The sequence below is a fragment of the Rhizobium sp. AQ_MP genome (genome assembly GCF_014237835.1).
GTDB lineage: Bacteria > Pseudomonadota > Alphaproteobacteria > Rhizobiales > Rhizobiaceae > Allorhizobium.
The window spans coordinates 294,204-310,021 of record NZ_JACJVI010000003.1; the positions used below are offsets into that span (position 1 = coordinate 294,204).

The window sequence follows — 15,818 nt, forward strand, 5'->3', positions numbered from 1 at the left end:
CAAACGAGGGCATAGGGCTCGATCCCCTGTCCACCATGATCCATGAATTCATACCTGCCAGCCGGGAAACGCTCGATCACAGCGTGCCTGCCCCTATGGTCCAGAGGTTCAGACGATGACTGTCACCGTGACGCTGCCCGAGCGTAGCCAGACTGCGGCCCCGGTTCGCCCGATGGGTTCCGTTGAGAAGCCGAGCCTGATCGGTCTTGACCGTGAAGCCTTGGGCGACGCCCTGCGCGAAAAGGGCGTGCCGGAAAAACAGATCAAGATGCGCGTCGCGCAGATCTGGAACTGGCTTTATGTCCGTGGCATTTCCGACTTCGACCATATGGCCAATGTCTCCAAGGACATGCGCGAAATGCTGAAGACGCATTTCACCATTGCGCGGCCCGAGATCGTCGAAGAGCAGGTCTCGAACGACGGTACCCGCAAATGGCTGCTGCGTTTCCCGCCGCGCGGTGCTGGCCGTCCGGTCGAGGTCGAAAGCGTCTATATTCCTGAAGAGGGTCGCGGCACGCTCTGCATCTCGAGCCAGGTCGGCTGCACGCTCACCTGTTCCTTCTGTCATACCGGCACCCAGAAGCTGGTGCGCAACCTCACGGCCGAGGAAATCCTCTCGCAGCTGCTGCTCGCGCGCGATCGTCTCGGCGATTTCCCCGACCGCGAGATCCCTGTTGGCACGATGATGCCGTCGAGCGACCGCAAGATCACCAACATCGTCATGATGGGCATGGGCGAGCCGCTCTACAATTTCGAAGAGGTGAAAAAGGCTCTGCTGATCGCCACCGACGGCGACGGCCTGTCGCTGTCGAAGCGTCGGGTCACCCTGTCGACCTCGGGCGTCGTGCCGGAGATCTACCGGACCGGCGAAGAGATCGGCGTGATGCTGGCGATCTCGCTGCACGCCGTCCGCGACGAGCTGCGCGACATGCTGGTGCCGATCAACAAGAAGTATCCGCTGAAGGAGCTGATCGAAGCCTGTCGCAACTACCCCGGCCTGTCGAATGCCCGCCGCATCACCTTCGAATATGTGATGCTGAAGGACGTCAACGACAGCCTGGAAGACGCCAAGGGCCTGATCCAGCTCTTGAAGGGCGTGCCGGCGAAGATCAACCTGATCCCGTTCAACCCGTGGCCCGGTACCAACTACCAGTGTTCCGACTGGGCGCAGATCGAGAAATTCGCCGACTTCATCAATCAGGCCGGTTACGCCTCGCCGATCCGCACGCCGCGGGGCCGCGACATCCTCGCCGCCTGCGGTCAGCTGAAGTCGGAATCGGAGCGCATGCGCAAGACCGAGCGTCTGGCGTTCGAAGCGATGATGATCGCCAATCACGGCGAAGACGACGATTGAGCGTGAGGCGGGGTCGCTCTCCCGCCTTCGACCTTACTTGGCCTGAGTCATGAAGATCTTCACCGCGAAGATCGAGAAGACGCCGGCAAAGGTGTAGTCGATGCCGCGCAGAACCTTGCGGTTATTCTGCAGCCAGCTCGACATGAAATCTGCGCCATAGACGATGCCGACGCCGATCGGCAGCGACAGGATGATCGACCAGAGGCCGAGGAAGATCAGCTTGCCCGTGACGTTGGGGTCGGTGGCGGTGACGAACTGCGGCAGGAAGGTCATGAAGAAGATGATGACCTTCGGGTTCAGGAGATTGACCCAGAGTCCGTTCAGGAAGGCGCCCTTCTTGGACACCACCGCATCACCATCGGCCTTGATGACGAAGTTCGAGCCGTGTCGAACAGCCTGCAGGGCCAGCCAGAGCAGATAGGCCGCTCCCCCCGTCTTCAAAAGCAGGAAGGCCGTCGGAGAAGCGACGATCAGGGCCGAGATGCCGAAGGCGACCAGCAGGGTGTGGATCGAGATGCCGAAACTCGTACCGGCAAGCGTCATCAGGCCGATGGCACGCCCGTCACGCAGCGAGCGGCTGATCCAGAGCGTCATGTCGGGACCGGGCGTGATGGCCAGCAACAGAAGCGCCAGGCTGAAGGCGAGAAAGACGGGAAGGCTCGGGATGAAATCCATTGATGTCACCGTATGATGAAGTACCCGCGAGCTGCGGGTGCTTCATCCTTAGCGGCGTTCGATGACCTTGCCAATCAGCCTTTGGGGATCGACAAATAGGTCTTGAAGGCGTCTGTGTAGTCGGGATGCCAGCGCGAGAGCGGCGGACGGTTTTCGATGATATCGCCTGCGGCCCAGGCGATGCGCTTTTCGTCCAGCGCGCGGGTGACCTCGTTGTCCGGGCAGAGAATGTAGAAATCGCCCGCGACCAGGCTTTGCAGCATGAAATCGACGGTTTCCTCCGGTGTCCAGGCGCCTGCCGGTTTCTCGGTGCGGCCGTTTGCGGTCAGACCCGTAAAGACGAAGCCGGGGATCAGCAGATGGGCGGTGACGTTGCAATCGGGCGTGTTGCGCAGCTCGTGCTGCAGCGCCTCGGTGAAGGCCTTCACGCCTGCCTTGGAGACATTGTAGGCCGGGTCGCCTGGAGGCGTGGTGATGCCCTGTTTGGAGCCAGTATTGATGATAAGGCCCGCATCCTTGTGGGCGATCATGCCGGGGCCAAATGTGCGCGTACCGTTGATGACCGCCATCAGGTTGACGCCGAGTACATTCTCCCAGTTCGCCTGCGGGCCGAAGAGCGCGCTGCCCGGCTGGATGCCGGCATTGTTCATCAGCACGTGCACGCGTCCGAAGCGCTGGATGACGGCGCGCTCAAGGGATTCAATCTCGTCTAGCTTCGAAACGTCGGTGCCGATTGCGACGACATCAGCTTCACCGCCAGCCGCGAGAGCGGTCACTTCGGCGGCCGCGTTCGCTAGGCGGTCACCCTCCAGATCGACGAGCACAACGCAGAGACCCATGCGGGCGAAGGCCTTTGCAGCCGCGAGACCGATACCGGATGCTGCACCGGTGATAACGGCGACATGACCTTTCACGAGCGCGGGATGCTGGATCGTCATGGGCAATCTCCTTAAACCGGTGGTGTTGTAGTTGAAGGCGATATGGTACCCTTACGAGACATCGTCAACGTGACAGCGCGTGATGGAGACTATGCGTCGGAAACGGAAGTCATCGCGGCTGCCCTCGCGCTGCTGCGCGATGAGGTGGATGGCCTTGCCGCCATCAAAGCCGCGATCGAGGAAGGTGAAGCCTCGGGTGAGCCGCAGCCGTTTGACTTTGACGAGTTCCTCCAAGATATGCACCGGCGCTCTTAGCTCAAGTAAGCCGGTACAATCATTGTCAGTCGTATCCTCCACCAGCGCATGAATATCCGCGACCATCTCTGACACAGACGTGGTCCCCGCCCTTGCACGCGGGCGGAATCTCGCTAAAAGTGCCGCCATTCTTGATCCAGGCGGGGTTTGAGCCTCGCTCCCTCCAGACGGAACGCATCGACATGGCACTCCCCAAAGACGTGAAGAAAGTCGTCCTCGCCTATTCCGGCGGCCTCGACACCTCGATCATCCTGAAATGGCTGCAGACCGAACTCGGTGCTGAAGTCGTGACCTTCACCGCCGATCTCGGCCAGGGCGAAGAACTCGAGCCGGCGCGCAAGAAGGCCGAGATGCTCGGCATCAAGGAGATCTTCATCGAGGACGTACGCGAGGAATTCGTCCGCGACTTCGTCTTCCCGATGTTCCGCGCAAATGCCGTCTACGAAGGCGTCTATCTGCTCGGCACCTCGATTGCCCGTCCGCTGATCTCCAAGCACCTGATCGAGATCGCCAAGAAGACCGGCGCAGACGCCATCGCGCATGGTGCGACCGGCAAGGGCAACGACCAGGTCCGTTTCGAGCTGTCGGCCTATGCGTTAAACCCTGACATCAAGATCATCGCTCCATGGCGCGACTGGGCGTTCAAGAGCCGCACCGACCTCCTGAACTTCGCCGAACAGCACCAGATTCCTGTCGCCAAGGACAAGAAGGGCGAGGCACCGTTCTCCGTCGATGCCAACCTCCTGCACTCTTCCTCGGAGGGCAAGGTTCTCGAGGATCCGGCCCAGGAAGCACCGGAATACGTGCATATGCGCACGATTTCGCCGGAAGCCGCACCGGACAAGGCAACCATCATCAAGGTCGGTTTCCGCAAGGGGGATGCCTGCTCGATCAATGGCGTCGAGATGAGCCCGGCCACCCTGCTTGCCGAGCTTAACAATTACGGTCGTGACAACGGCATCGGCCGTCTCGACCTCGTCGAGAACCGCTTCGTCGGCATGAAGTCGCGTGGCGTCTACGAGACCCCCGGTGGCACGATCCTGCTGTCGGCACACCGTGCGATTGAATCGATCACGCTTGACCGCGGTGCTGCGCACCTGAAGGACGAGCTGATGCCGCGTTATGCGGAGCTCATCTATTACGGCTTCTGGTTCTCGCCGGAGCGCGAAATGCTGCAGGCGCTCATCGACAAGAGCCAGGAGCATGTCGAGGGCGAAGTGACACTGAAGCTCTACAAGGGCAATGTCATGGTCATCGGCCGTGAATCGGAAAAGTCGCTCTATTCCGACAAGCTGGTGACCTTCGAGGACGACCAGGGCGCCTACGATCAGAAGGATGCCGCCGGCTTCATCAAGCTGAACGCGCTTCGCCTGCGCACGCTCGCCAAGCGCAACCTCGGCAAGTAAGCAGCACGTCTGAAAACGGATCGCCCGCCTTCCCCTCGGGGAGGCGGGTTTTTTCATGCCCGACCTTCTAGCCGGCGCAGCCAGAGGAACCCGGCAACAGCGCTCAATTCCATGACGGGGATGATGATGCCGAAGGCGGTCAGCGGATCGCCGATCGAAGCGGCCGCGACACCGCCGGCAAAGCCTGCGCTCATCTGCAGGAAACCGGTGAGTGCTGAAGCCGAACCCGCAATGTGCGGAAAGGGCGCCATGCTGGTGGTGACGACATGCGGGCTCAGGAAGGCGAGGCCGAAGGTGCAGATCGCTACGGGCCCCATGATCGACAGAAAGAATGGTGGCACGAGAGCTACGGACAGCGCCATGATGATGGCGCCGGCGCCGCAGAGCGTAATTCCGATCCGCGAAGCGGTCAGGCCCGAGATATGGCGGGAAACGAGCTTCAGGGTCAGTGAGCCGGTCAGATAGGCGCCGGATTGCATCAGCATGCCCATGCCGAACTGGGTGGGCGTCAGCCCCACCTTATTGATCAGGACGAAAGGCAGCATGGTCGACTGCGCGTAAAGCGCGCCGATCGTGCCGCTCAGCACCAGCGATGCCGCCAGGAAGCGGGCATGGCCTGCAACCTCCAGATAGTTCTTCACCAGCTGGCCGGGGCGCAGTCGCCCGAGATCCGGTACGATCGTCTCTTTCAGCAGTGTCAGGGTGAAGCCCATGGCCATCAGACCGAACGCGACCATCAGGAGAAAGACCGCATTCCAGCCGAAGGCTGCAAGCGTCAACCCGCCAAGCGTGGGCCCCATGGCCGGGCCGACCGCAAGAAAGATGCCGATGGTGTTCAAGATGCGGCTGGCATCCGCGCCGGTGTAGAGATCGCGGACAATCGCGCGCCCAACGACGACACCGACCGAGGCGCCGATGCCCTGGACCAGTCGTGCGGCCAGGATGAATTCGACGCTCGGTGCAAGCGTCGCCAGCAGCGAGCCCGCCAGGTAGATGGCGAGGAAAATCAGCGTCGCCTTCTTGCGGCCCAGGGCATCCGCGAGCGGTCCGGCAACCAATTGGGCGAGGGCGAAGCCGGCGAAGAACATCGAGAGGCTGAGCTTGATTGCCGCATCGGTCGTGCCGAAGGCTCTGACGAGTTCGGGCATTGCCGGCGTATAGATCGCCATGGAGATCGGACCGAGCGTGGTCAGGAAGGCGCCCAGGAAGGTGGTACGCCGCTCGCTCATGCGCATTTCGGTCATTCGCTCAGGTCCGGCATCATGAAGAAAGGCGCCGCTGCGGCGCCTCCTGGAGATGACTTAGTGCTGTTGATGCCCGAGATCGAGTGTCAATTTCCGCCTGTCGTCCGGTCAGGTCGTCTTGGCGAAGAAGTCCAGGACCTTGGCGTAGGAGTCCGCCATATCCATGTCGCCGATCATTTCGGCGAGCGACTGCTGCGTGCGGTAGTATTCCGCATAGTCGAACTGGGAATCCTCGGTCAGTGTCGACAGATCCATGATGTTGCCGTTGCGGTCGACGCTCTGGAGTGGGAGTTCCGTGGAGAGTTCGCGATAGGTATCCGCATCGATCTCTTCGCGCTGGAAGCTTTCCGAGGCAATCTCGCGCAGGCGCCGGGGCGTCATGCTGGCGAAGACCGACAGTGCTTCCTCGAAAACCTCTGTCTCTTTGGAAGGCTTTACCTTCGGTGCCAGATCGGAAAGCCGAACATCCGACTGTGGGGTGATTTCTTTGACGCGAAGGGATGAAACGCCTACCGGTTGGATTGGAAAGATTTCCATGGCCGTGACCGTCCTTTCATAGGATGAATCGATCTATGGGCCTATTCGAATGTACGTCAATTGGCCTCGGTTTCGCCTGTGGAAAAATCTCGTCTTGTTCACTGATTTTTGCGTGCCTGCGGCCCCTTTGCCGGGATAACATGGTGGAAAATCAGTGCTTCGCCTGCTTTCGAGCGAAGCTTCAGGAGGTTTACGCATGGTTGATTCGCCCGCTTTCAATTCCGCCGTCATCGACTGGCAGGGTGCTCATGGCCTGCCGCAATTCGAACAGGTCGGTGATGGTGACTACGCGCCGGCATTCGAGGCGGCTTTGAAAGAGCATGACGCGGAGATCGACGCGATCGCCGACAATCCGCAGCCGGCAACCTTTGAGAACACAATCGTGGCGCTCGAAATCGCAGGTGATGCCCTGTCGCGCGTCTCGGCGCTGTTCTGGAACCGGGCGGGTGCGCATACCAATCCGGGTATACAGGCTCTGGAACGCGAGATCGCCCCTAAGATGTCCCGCCACTACTCGAAGATTGGGATGAATGCCGCGCTGTTTGCCCGGATCGACGATCTGTGGACCCGTCGGGCTGAACTTGACCTGACCGTCGAACAGACGCGTGTCCTGGAGCGCCACTGGAAGGGTTTCGTGAAGGCGGGCGCCAAACTGCCGAAGGCGGAGCAGGAGCGTCTGGCTGCGATCAACGAGCGGCTGGCAAGCCTCGGTGCCAATTTCGGCCAGAACGTTCTGGCGGATGAATCCTCCTGGATCCTGCCGCTCTCTGGCGAAGACGACCTTGCCGGCATCCCAGCCTTTCTCCGAGACGCCATGGCTTCCGCCGCGGCCGCACACGGTGGCGGGCACAGCCATGTGGTGACGCTGTCGCGCTCGATTATCGAGCCCTTCCTCACCTTCTCGGAACGCCGGGATCTGCGCGAGACCGCCTTCAAGGCCTGGACGTCGCGCGGCATCAACGGTGGCGAGACCGACAATCGCCGCATCGTCAAGGAGACGCTGGCGCTTCGGGCGGAGAAGGCGGGGCTTCTCGGCTACAAGGATTTCGCCTCCTTCAAGCTCGACAATACGATGGCGAAGACGCCCGACGCGGTGAACGGTCTGTTGATGCAGGTCTGGGAAAAGGCCGTATCGCAGGCACGGGCGGAAGAGGCCGAACTCGCCGCGCTCATCGCCGATGAGGGCAAGAACCACGAGGTCGCGCCCTGGGACTGGCGCCACTATGCCGAAAAGCTCAGGGCGAAGAAGTTCGATTTCTCCGAGGCAGAGCTGAAGCCCTATCTGCAGCTCGAGAAGATCATCGAGGCCTGCTTCGACGTGGCGGGCCGCATCTTCGGCATTCGCGCAGTGCCCCTTGCCAATGTCGTCGGGTACCATCCGGATGTGCGCGTCTTCGAAATCCGCGACCGCAACGACGCGCTGGTTGCCCTCTTCCTGGGTGACTATTTCGCACGTCCGTCCAAGCGTTCCGGTGCCTGGATGAGCAGCTTCCAGTCACAGCATCGCCTGCCGTTGAAAAACGGTCGCCAGGGCGAGCTGCCGATCATCTACAATGTCTGCAATTTCGCGAAGCCCGAACCCGGCAAGCCGGCTCTGCTGTCGCTCGACGATGCACGGACGCTGTTCCACGAATTCGGCCATGCCGCCCATGGCATGCTCTCCAACGTCACCTACCCCTCGGTTTCCGGTACCGGCGTCTCGCGCGATTTCGTCGAATTGCCGTCCCAGCTCTACGAACATTGGCTGACGGTGCCCGAGATCCTCAAGACCTATGCGGTGCACTACCAGACAGGCGAGCCGATGCCGCAAGCGCTGCTCGACAAGGTGCTCGCGGCCCGGACCTTCAATGCCGGCTTCAATACGGTCGAGTTCACCTCCTCGGCACTGGTCGACATGGCCTTCCATACGCGTGGGTCTGTCGAGGACCCGATGGCGGTACAGGCCGAAGTGCTCGAAAAGATCGGCATGCCCTCATCGATCGTCATGCGCCATGCCACGCCACACTTCCAGCATGTGTTCTCCGGCGACGGCTATTCGGCGGGTTACTATTCCTACATGTGGTCGGAAGTGCTCGACGCGGATGCCTTTGCCGCCTTCGAGGAAACCGGTAATCCCTTCGATCCGGAGATGGCAACGAAACTCAAAACACATATCTATGCGTCCGGCGGATCGGTCGATCCGGAGGATGCCTACAAGGCCTTCCGGGGCAAGATGCCGAGCCCGGAGGCGATGCTAAAGAAGAAAGGCCTTGCGGCCTAAGCGTCGCGACGCCGCTGAAATGCGCCGCCGGCGGTAACCATCGCCGGCGCGTTCCCGCGTTTCCCCCTTTCGCAAATGCAAAAAACAGGGTATGAGCGCGCCAAAGTAAATCGGCGCCTCTCTCCCGTATTGCGCCCCAGCACTCAGAGATCTTGGATATGAACCTCCGCAATATCGCGATCATTGCGCACGTTGACCATGGGAAAACGACCCTCGTCGACGAGCTCCTCAAGCAGTCCGGCTCGTTCCGCGAGAACCAGCGCGTGATGGAACGCGTTATGGACTCGAACGACATCGAAAAGGAGCGCGGGATCACCATTCTCGCCAAGGCGACGTCGATCGAGTGGAAGGACACCCGCATCAACATCGTCGACACCCCCGGCCACGCCGACTTCGGCGGAGAAGTCGAGCGCATTCTCTCGATGGTGGACGGCGCAATCGTTCTCGTCGATGCTGCCGAAGGCCCGATGCCGCAGACCAAGTTCGTGGTCGGCAAGGCGCTCAAGGTCGGTCTTCGCCCCATCGTTGCTATCAACAAGGTCGACCGTCCGGACGCCCGTATCGATGAAGTCGTCAACGAAGTCTTCGATCTCTTCGCCGCGCTCGACGCGACCGACGAGCAGCTCGACTTCCCGATCCTCTACGGTTCGGGCCGCTCCGGCTGGATGAACACCGATCCGAACGGTTCGCAGGAAGAAGGCCTGAAGCCGCTGCTCGACCTCGTGGTCAAGCATGTTCCGGCTCCGACGGTCGAAGAAGGCCCGTTCAAGATGATCGGCACGATCCTGGAAGCCAACAACTTCCTCGGCCGCATCATCACCGGCCGTATCGCTGCCGGCTCGATCAAGCCGAACCAGGCCGTCAAGGTTCTCGGCCAGGACGGCAAGCTCATCGAACAGGGGCGTATCTCCAAGATCCTCGCCTTCCGCGGCATCGAGCGCACGGCAATCGAAGAAGCCCATGCCGGCGACATCGTCGCCATTGCCGGCCTCTCCAAGGGCACCGTTGCCGACACCTTCTGCGATCCGGCCGTGACCGAAGCGATGAAGGCGCAGCCGATCGACCCGCCGACCGTGACGATGTCCTTCATCGTCAATGATAGTCCGCTTGCCGGCACCGAAGGCGACAAGGTCACGAGCCGTGTCATCCGCGATCGCCTGTTCAAGGAAGCGGAAGGCAATGTCGCGCTGAAGATCGAAGAGTCGGCTGACAAGGACTCGTTCTTCGTGTCCGGTCGTGGCGAACTTCAGCTCGCCGTCCTCATCGAAAACATGCGCCGCGAAGGTTTCGAGCTTGCCGTATCGCGTCCGCGCGTCGTCATGCACAAGGATGAAGCGACCGGCCAGATGATGGAGCCGATCGAAGAAGTCGTCATCGACGTCGACGAAGAGCATTCCGGCGTCGTCGTGCAGAAGATGTCCGAGCGCAAGGCCGAAATGGTCGAGTTGCGTCCCTCGGGCGGCAACCGCGTTCGCCTGGTCTTCTTCGCTCCGACCCGTGGCCTGATCGGCTATCAGTCGGAACTCTTGACCGACACGCGCGGTACGGCCGTGATGAACCGCCTGTTCCACGACTACCAGCCCTACAAGGGCGAGATCGGCGGCCGCGTAAACGGCGTCCTGCTCGCCAACGAAGCCGGCGAAGCCGTGGCCTATGCCCTGTTCAACCTGGAAGATCGCGGCCCGATGATCATCGATGCCGGCGAGAAGGTCTATATGGGCATGATCATCGGCATCCATAGCCGCGACAACGATCTGGAAGTGAACGTGCTCAAGGGCAAGAAGCTCACCAACATCCGTGCCGCCGGCAAGGATGAAGCGGTCAAGCTCACCCCGCCGATCCGTTTCACCCTCGAGCGCGCGCTGTCCTGGATCCAGGACGACGAGCTGGTCGAAGTCACGCCGAAGTCCATTCGCCTGCGCAAGATGTTCCTCGATGCCAACGACCGCAAGCGCATGGAAAAGGCCAAGGCTGCCGTCGCCGGCTGAACCTTTTGAAAATACGTCTCATTTTGAAACCCCGGTCGTCTCGGCCGGGGTTTTGTTTGTGAATGCGCCCGGTTCTGCCTTGCGAGCAATCTTAAAAAAGCGTTAAATTTTCCCGGTGGGCCGATGTAGGCCCGGGCTCCGCGTCTCCTTCCTCGGCGCGCCAGGGTGAGTTTACGTTATGAAGACGTTGTCGATCGACATGCGCTTGGCAGGTCCCGGTGATGCCGCAGCGATCGCGGACGCCCATCGCAATGCCTGGATGCACGCCTATTCAGGGATCATTCCCTATCGCGCCCTGTCCCGCATGATCGAGCGACGTGGCGAAAGCTGGTGGCGCAAGGCCACGCGCGGCCCTGCCACCATCCTCGTTGCGGAAGTTGCAGGTGTCGTCGCGGGCTATGCATCGCTCGGCCACAATCGCGCTCGAGCCTTGCCGCATGAAGGGGAGATCTACGAGCTCTATCTCCGGCCGGAGTATCAGGGCATCGGGCTCGGTTACCAACTCTTCCATGAAGCACGGCGCCTTTTGAAGTCGCTCGGCTGCAAAGGCATGGTCGTCTGGTGCCTCGAAGACAGCGAGATCGCTGCCAATTTCTTCCGTACCAATGGTGGCATCGATGCCGTCGAAGGCATGGAAGACTTCGACGACGTTCATCTGAAGAAGCTCGGCTTCATCTGGAACTGAGGGAGTTTCCCTCAGTCCACGACATAACCTTCCGGCCAGCTGAAAGTGCGGTCACTCGTCAGTTCTCCACGCTTGCCGTACCATTCCGGCGGCTGCATGCCGCAGTCGAAACTGCCTGCAACCTCGTCAGCGATACGCCTCGCCAGCTCATTTGCTTTCGGTGTCGATTTTACATCCACCATGCCGACGAAGCATGAGCCCGGATAGGCTGATGTCCCAACACGCGAGATGACGAGAACCTGACCCGTGCTTTCAGGGCTCGGTGATCCGCTGGGGCCGGGATTTTCGATGAACCAGCGGAGGATTGCGGCAAAGGGCCTTCCGCTTGCATCAAGCCGCCATTCTACCTTCGTGTTCACCCGGTTGAAGGCCGCAAAGCTTTCGAAGGCGCCATCGATCAGTTCCTGGTCGATTTGGCCGAAAATCGCGCTCTGGCGCAGATCTCCTTCCTTGAAATAGACGGGATAGTCCTGGTAACCCTCGCATCTGAGCGATACGCCCATCGGGTCTTCCGCCAAGGTCTCGCAGGCGTCGAGGTCGAGATCGGTATAGACGCTTTCCGCAGCGTGTGCGGGGGCCGCCAGAAGTGCAAGGCAGCCCAGCATTCGCAAGCCCATCCGCAGGCTTTCAATTCTCGTTAACATCGCAGAAGGTCCCCTTTGTGACTTGCCCGCCGCAGAGCGCCTCGCGTCCGCCGAAAGCCGTGTTGCATTGCGCCATAATTCGCATTAGGTAGCGCAGGAATTCAACACTCTACGGGGTCCAATAATATGCGTATTGATGCCATTGCCATCGGCAAGAACCCGCCGGAAGACATCAACGTCATCGTCGAAGTTCCTGTCGGCGGCCAGCCGATCAAGTATGAAATGGACAAGGATGCCGGCACACTCGTCGTAGACCGCTTCCTCTACACCCCGATGACCTATCCGGGCAATTACGGCTTCGTGCCGCACACGCTCTGCAAGGACGGCGACCCACTCGACGTTCTGATCTGCAATACCCGTCCGCTGGTGCCGGGCTGCGTCATCAATGTGCGCCCGATCGGCGTTATGATGATGGAAGACGATGGCGGCATGGACGAGAAGATCCTCGCCGTTCCGGTACCGAAGCTGACGCGTCGCTACGACAAGATCGCCAACTACACGGATCTTCCGGAAATCACCCTGAAGCAGATCCAGCACTTCTTCGAGCACTACAAGGATCTGGAGCCCGGCAAGTGGGTCAAGATCGGCGACTGGATGAATGTCGATGCTGCCAAGCAGATCATCCTGGACTCGATCGAGCGCGCCAAGGCCGAAAAGAAGTAAGTTCAGGTCGACGCCAGCGCGTCTATCCTTGTTCTCAAATCCTCCGGGTCGCCTTCGATCCGGAGGATTTTTTGTCTGGCGGTTTCGCCTGAGACGACGGATATCGCCGACTTCGGGACCTTCAGTGTTTTCGAGAGCAGGGCGACAAGCGCCTTGTTGGCCTTGCCCTTTTCTGGCACTGCAGTCACGCGTGCCTTCAAATGGGCCTGCCCGTCGGCGACCGTTTCCACACCGTCCAACGCGTCGCGCCCGCCGTTCGGTGTCAGCCGGACGGCGAGCAGGATGTGATTATCGCAAAGGCGATAGGGGAGGGTCACGCCACCAGCGGATAGATGCTGTTCCAGAGGAAGGAACGCAGGAAGAAGATGATCAGCAGAACAACGATCGGCGAGATGTCGATGCCCCCCAGATCCGGCATGAAGCGGCGGATCGGACGCAGGACGGGCTCGGTCACATTGTAGAAGAACTGGCCGAGCGTGGCGACGAAGCGGTTGCTGGAATTGATCACGTTGAAGGCGTAGAGCCAGGAGAAGATGGCACTCCCGATCAGAATCCAGGTGAAGATGCTCAGCGCAAGGTCAATCGTCTGAAACAGGGCGTACATTCAGGTCTCCATTTCTCGGTTGACAGAGATGTAGACATTGGCGACTTAACGGACAAGTGGATGGGGCCCACGCAATCCGAATCATGTTTAACGGCGGGCCTGCCCGCAGCTTAAGGTATTTTCGATGCACCCGTCCTCGGCCGACGATCGTTTCGCGGCGTTTCGGCATTCCTCCTATACCCGCTTCTTCTTCGCCCGCTTTCTCGGTGCCTTCGCCACGCAGATCCTCAGCGTTTCGGTCGGCTGGCAGATGTACGACAAGACGGGCAATGTCTTCTATCTCGGCCTGATCGGTCTCGTGCAGTTTCTGCCGTCGCTGCTTCTGATCTTGGTGACCGGTTCGGTCGCTGACAGATACAATCGCCGCGCCATCGTCTCGATCTGCATGATCGTCAGCGCTGTCTGTGCCGGCGCCCTTCTTGCCCTCACTGTGACCGACGCCTTCGAGCCGACGATCGTGTTCGCGATCCTCGTGGTCTTCGGCATCGAACGTGCCTTTGCCGCACCCGCGGTCCAATCGCTCGCGCCCAATCTCGTGCCGCAGAAGGATCTCTCCAATGCGGTCGCGTGGAACTCGTCCTCCTGGCAAACGGCCTCGATCGTCGGACCGGTCGCAGGCGGCCTGCTTTACGGCGCAAGCCCGGTTGTCGCCTATTCGGTATCGTTTGCCTTCTTCTCCTTCGCGGCCATCCTGGTCTTCCTCGTCAAGCGGCCACCGCAGCAGAGATCCCAGAAGGCCGTCAGCCTCGACACACTGTTTGCCGGCTTCCGCTTCATCTTCGGCGAGAAAGTGGTGCTGGGCGCGATCTCGCTCGATCTCTTTGCCGTGCTGCTTGGCGGCGCCGTGGCGCTGATGCCTGTCTTTGCGCGCGACATTCTCGATCTCGGTCCGTGGGGTCTCGGCCTCTTGCGCGCCGCGCCGGGGATCGGTGCCATCATCGTCGCCATTGCGCTTGCGAGCTTCCCGATCCGCCACAATGCCGGGATCTTCATGTTCATCGGCGTGGCGCTGTTCGGTGTCGGGACCATCCTGTTCGGCTTCTCGGAGATCGCCTGGCTTTCGATCCTCGCGTTGATGCTGATGGGTGCCGCCGACATGGCGTCGGTCTATGTGCGCGAAACGCTGATCGCATTGTGGACGCCGGACGAAGTGCGTGGTCGCGTCAACGCGGTCAACATGGTCTTTGTCGGTGCGTCCAACGAACTCGGCGAATTCCGCGCCGGCACCATGGCGCATTTCTTCGGGCCGGTGCCTGCCGTCGTGCTCGGTGGCTTCGGCACGCTTGCCGTCGCTGCCGTCTGGGCGCTCGGCTTCCCCCAACTGCGCAAGATCGACAGCCTGGAAGCGCCGGAGCGTCAGGAGGCGCGCTGATCGCGCTCGAAGATCAGGTCGAGGAAATCCGATAGCCAGGCCTTGAGCGGCGCGTCGAAGATCATCCGGCCCTCCAGATGTTCGCGGCCCTGCTGGGCGTTCGGCAGGACGAAGCGATGGGCGCCGTGAACCACCCATCGGTGCATCATGGCGCGGGTCAGTTCGGCGTGGAACTGCACGGCCCAGGCGTTTTCGCCGTAGCGGAAGGCCTGGTTGGGATAAACGTCACCACTTGCCAGCAGCTTTGCTCCGCGCGGCAGGCTGAAGCCTTCGCGGTGGAAGTGATAAACCATCTTCGGCCAGTGCATCAGAAGCCGCCCATGCTCCGTCGGGTGGATCGGATACCAGCCGATTTCGGTGCGCTCTTCCCGGTCGGCCTCGACCTTGCCGCCGAGATGGCGGACCAGCATCTGCGCGCCGAGGCAGATGCCGAGGAAAGGCTTGTCCTCCTTGAGCGGCACGTCGAGCCAGTTGATTTCGGTCTTGATGTAATCGTCCGGGTCGTTGGCGCTCATCGGGCCGCCAAAGACGACCGCGCCGGCATGGTCCTTCAGCGTTTTCGGCAGTTCCTGGCCGAGCACGGGACGCCGGATGTCGAGGGGGTAACCCTTCTCTTCGAGCATCTGGCCGACACGGCCGGGGCTAGACCGTTCCTGATGCAGGACAATCAGGACAGGCTGCTTGCGATCGCGCGGGCGCGACCGGTCCTCACGTGGCATCGTCGATCGCTCCAAGACCCGCCCGTTCGGCCGCTTCCTGCCGCTGGACGATGCGCTCCCGTCCGGAGACGCCGAGCAGATCGGCAACCCGCCAGATCGCGTGATCTTCCATTTCGCTTCTGTTGCCATCGGCATAGACGATGTCCCAGAGGATGCCGACGAGGTGCTGGCGCTCGTCTTCGTTCAGCTGGCGCTTCAGCTCGGTGGTGAAGCGATAGTAGTCGACCGCCTCGCTCTCGGCATCCTGCCCGGCCGCGATCAGGGCATCGAGTGCCTCATCCTCGAGTTCGTACTGTTCCCGCAGGATTTCGCGCAGCTTTTGCCGCTCCGAATCCCTGATGACACCATCGGCTTCCATGACCTGGAGGCAGAGAGCGGCTACGGCGATGCGGGGATCGTCAGGTGCAAAGACCGCCTTGGGGCGGTCCTGCATCATGGATTGGAAGAAGGCTTGAAGGCGGTCGAGCATCCGAA

17 protein-coding genes are annotated in these 15,818 nt (G+C 61.0%); 8 read left to right on the forward strand and 9 right to left on the reverse strand.

Annotated elements, in window-relative coordinates; genetic code table 11:
- Positions 1–172 precede the first annotated feature (172 nt).
- On the forward strand, positions 173–1,354 hold the full coding sequence (gene rlmN, locus H6M51_RS07085; protein WP_162549004.1) for a 23S rRNA (adenine(2503)-C(2))-methyltransferase RlmN: 1,182 nt from the start codon (positions 173–175) through the stop codon (positions 1,352–1,354).
- Between the two features lie 33 nt (positions 1,355–1,387).
- Here rlmN and H6M51_RS07090 read toward each other — a convergent pair whose 3' ends face one another.
- A complete protein-coding gene (locus H6M51_RS07090) occupies positions 1,388–2,029 on the reverse strand; it encodes a LysE family translocator (protein WP_185809172.1) in 642 nt (213 codons plus the stop codon).
- Positions 2,030–2,103: 74 nt separating this feature from the next.
- The gene (locus H6M51_RS07095; RefSeq protein WP_185809173.1) at positions 2,104–2,967 is read right to left on the reverse strand and encodes an SDR family oxidoreductase; all 864 of its coding nucleotides are present in this window, start codon (positions 2,965–2,967) and stop codon (positions 2,104–2,106) included.
- Positions 2,968–3,009: 42 nt separating this feature from the next.
- On the opposite strand from H6M51_RS07095, the gene H6M51_RS07100 reads away from it, so the two are divergent.
- Entirely contained in the window at positions 3,010–3,222 is a 213-nt protein-coding gene (locus H6M51_RS07100; protein ID WP_185809174.1) for a type II toxin-antitoxin system ParD family antitoxin, read from the forward strand.
- Between the two features lie 182 nt (positions 3,223–3,404).
- Positions 3,405–4,628: an argininosuccinate synthase gene (locus H6M51_RS07105; protein ID WP_185809175.1), complete on the forward strand. Its 1,224-nt coding sequence runs from the start codon at positions 3,405–3,407 to the stop codon at positions 4,626–4,628.
- A gap of 53 nt (positions 4,629–4,681) precedes the next feature.
- Here the strand turns inward: H6M51_RS07105 and H6M51_RS07110 are convergent, their stop codons facing one another.
- Together H6M51_RS07110 and H6M51_RS07115 are read right to left on the reverse strand one after the other, a co-directional pair.
- On the reverse strand, positions 4,682–5,872 hold the full coding sequence (locus H6M51_RS07110) for a multidrug effflux MFS transporter (protein ID WP_185809176.1): 1,191 nt from the start codon (positions 5,870–5,872) through the stop codon (positions 4,682–4,684).
- A 108-nt stretch (positions 5,873–5,980) separates the two neighbouring features.
- Positions 5,981–6,409, reverse strand: a complete 429-nt coding sequence (locus H6M51_RS07115; RefSeq protein ID WP_162548989.1) for a hypothetical protein — start codon at positions 6,407–6,409, stop codon at positions 5,981–5,983.
- Positions 6,410–6,605: 196 nt separating this feature from the next.
- On the opposite strand from H6M51_RS07115, the gene H6M51_RS07120 reads away from it, so the two are divergent.
- The 3 genes from H6M51_RS07120 (at position 6,606) to H6M51_RS07130 (ending at position 11,342) form a co-directional block, all read left to right on the forward strand.
- Complete coding sequence (locus tag H6M51_RS07120) at positions 6,606–8,669, forward strand: M3 family metallopeptidase (RefSeq protein ID WP_185809177.1); 2,064 nt, start codon at positions 6,606–6,608, stop codon at positions 8,667–8,669.
- Positions 8,670–8,827: 158 nt separating this feature from the next.
- On the forward strand, positions 8,828–10,657 hold the full coding sequence (gene typA, locus H6M51_RS07125; RefSeq protein WP_185809178.1) for a translational GTPase TypA: 1,830 nt from the start codon (positions 8,828–8,830) through the stop codon (positions 10,655–10,657).
- A gap of 178 nt (positions 10,658–10,835) precedes the next feature.
- Positions 10,836–11,342, forward strand: coding sequence for a GNAT family N-acetyltransferase (locus tag H6M51_RS07130; protein ID WP_185809179.1), 507 nt, complete (start codon positions 10,836–10,838; stop codon positions 11,340–11,342).
- 11 nt (positions 11,343–11,353) lie between these two features.
- Here H6M51_RS07130 and H6M51_RS07135 read toward each other — a convergent pair whose 3' ends face one another.
- Positions 11,354–11,986: a hypothetical protein gene (locus H6M51_RS07135; protein ID WP_246780428.1), complete on the reverse strand. Its 633-nt coding sequence runs from the start codon at positions 11,984–11,986 to the stop codon at positions 11,354–11,356.
- A 126-nt stretch (positions 11,987–12,112) separates the two neighbouring features.
- On the opposite strand from H6M51_RS07135, the gene ppa reads away from it, so the two are divergent.
- Positions 12,113–12,649: an inorganic diphosphatase gene (ppa, locus tag H6M51_RS07140; RefSeq protein WP_185809180.1), complete on the forward strand. Its 537-nt coding sequence runs from the start codon at positions 12,113–12,115 to the stop codon at positions 12,647–12,649.
- Positions 12,650–12,651: 2 nt separating this feature from the next.
- Here the strand turns inward: ppa and H6M51_RS07145 are convergent, their stop codons facing one another.
- Both H6M51_RS07145 and H6M51_RS07150 read right to left on the reverse strand, forming a co-directional pair.
- The gene (locus H6M51_RS07145) at positions 12,652–12,966 is read right to left on the reverse strand and encodes a DUF167 domain-containing protein (RefSeq protein WP_185809181.1); all 315 of its coding nucleotides are present in this window, start codon (positions 12,964–12,966) and stop codon (positions 12,652–12,654) included.
- Entirely contained in the window at positions 12,963–13,253 is a 291-nt protein-coding gene (locus tag H6M51_RS07150) for a YggT family protein (protein ID WP_185809182.1), read from the reverse strand. Before H6M51_RS07150 ends, H6M51_RS07145 begins: the two co-directional genes overlap by 4 nt.
- A 124-nt stretch (positions 13,254–13,377) precedes the next feature.
- Here H6M51_RS07150 and H6M51_RS07155 point away from each other — a divergent pair, with 124 nt between their 5' ends.
- The gene (locus tag H6M51_RS07155) at positions 13,378–14,625 is read left to right on the forward strand and encodes an MFS transporter (protein ID WP_185809183.1); all 1,248 of its coding nucleotides are present in this window, start codon (positions 13,378–13,380) and stop codon (positions 14,623–14,625) included.
- Here H6M51_RS07155 and H6M51_RS07160 read toward each other — a convergent pair.
- Positions 14,610–15,344 carry a glutamine amidotransferase gene (locus H6M51_RS07160; protein WP_185809184.1) on the reverse strand — a complete coding sequence of 245 codons (735 nt, stop codon included), beginning with the start codon at positions 15,342–15,344 and terminating at the stop codon, positions 14,610–14,612. The two genes, H6M51_RS07155 and H6M51_RS07160, sit on opposite strands and share 16 nt — an antisense overlap.
- Positions 15,334–15,813, reverse strand: a complete 480-nt coding sequence (locus H6M51_RS07165; protein ID WP_162548979.1) for a TerB family tellurite resistance protein — start codon at positions 15,811–15,813, stop codon at positions 15,334–15,336. The genes H6M51_RS07160 and H6M51_RS07165 overlap by 11 nt, the downstream gene beginning before the upstream one ends.
- Positions 15,814–15,818 lie beyond the last annotated feature (5 nt).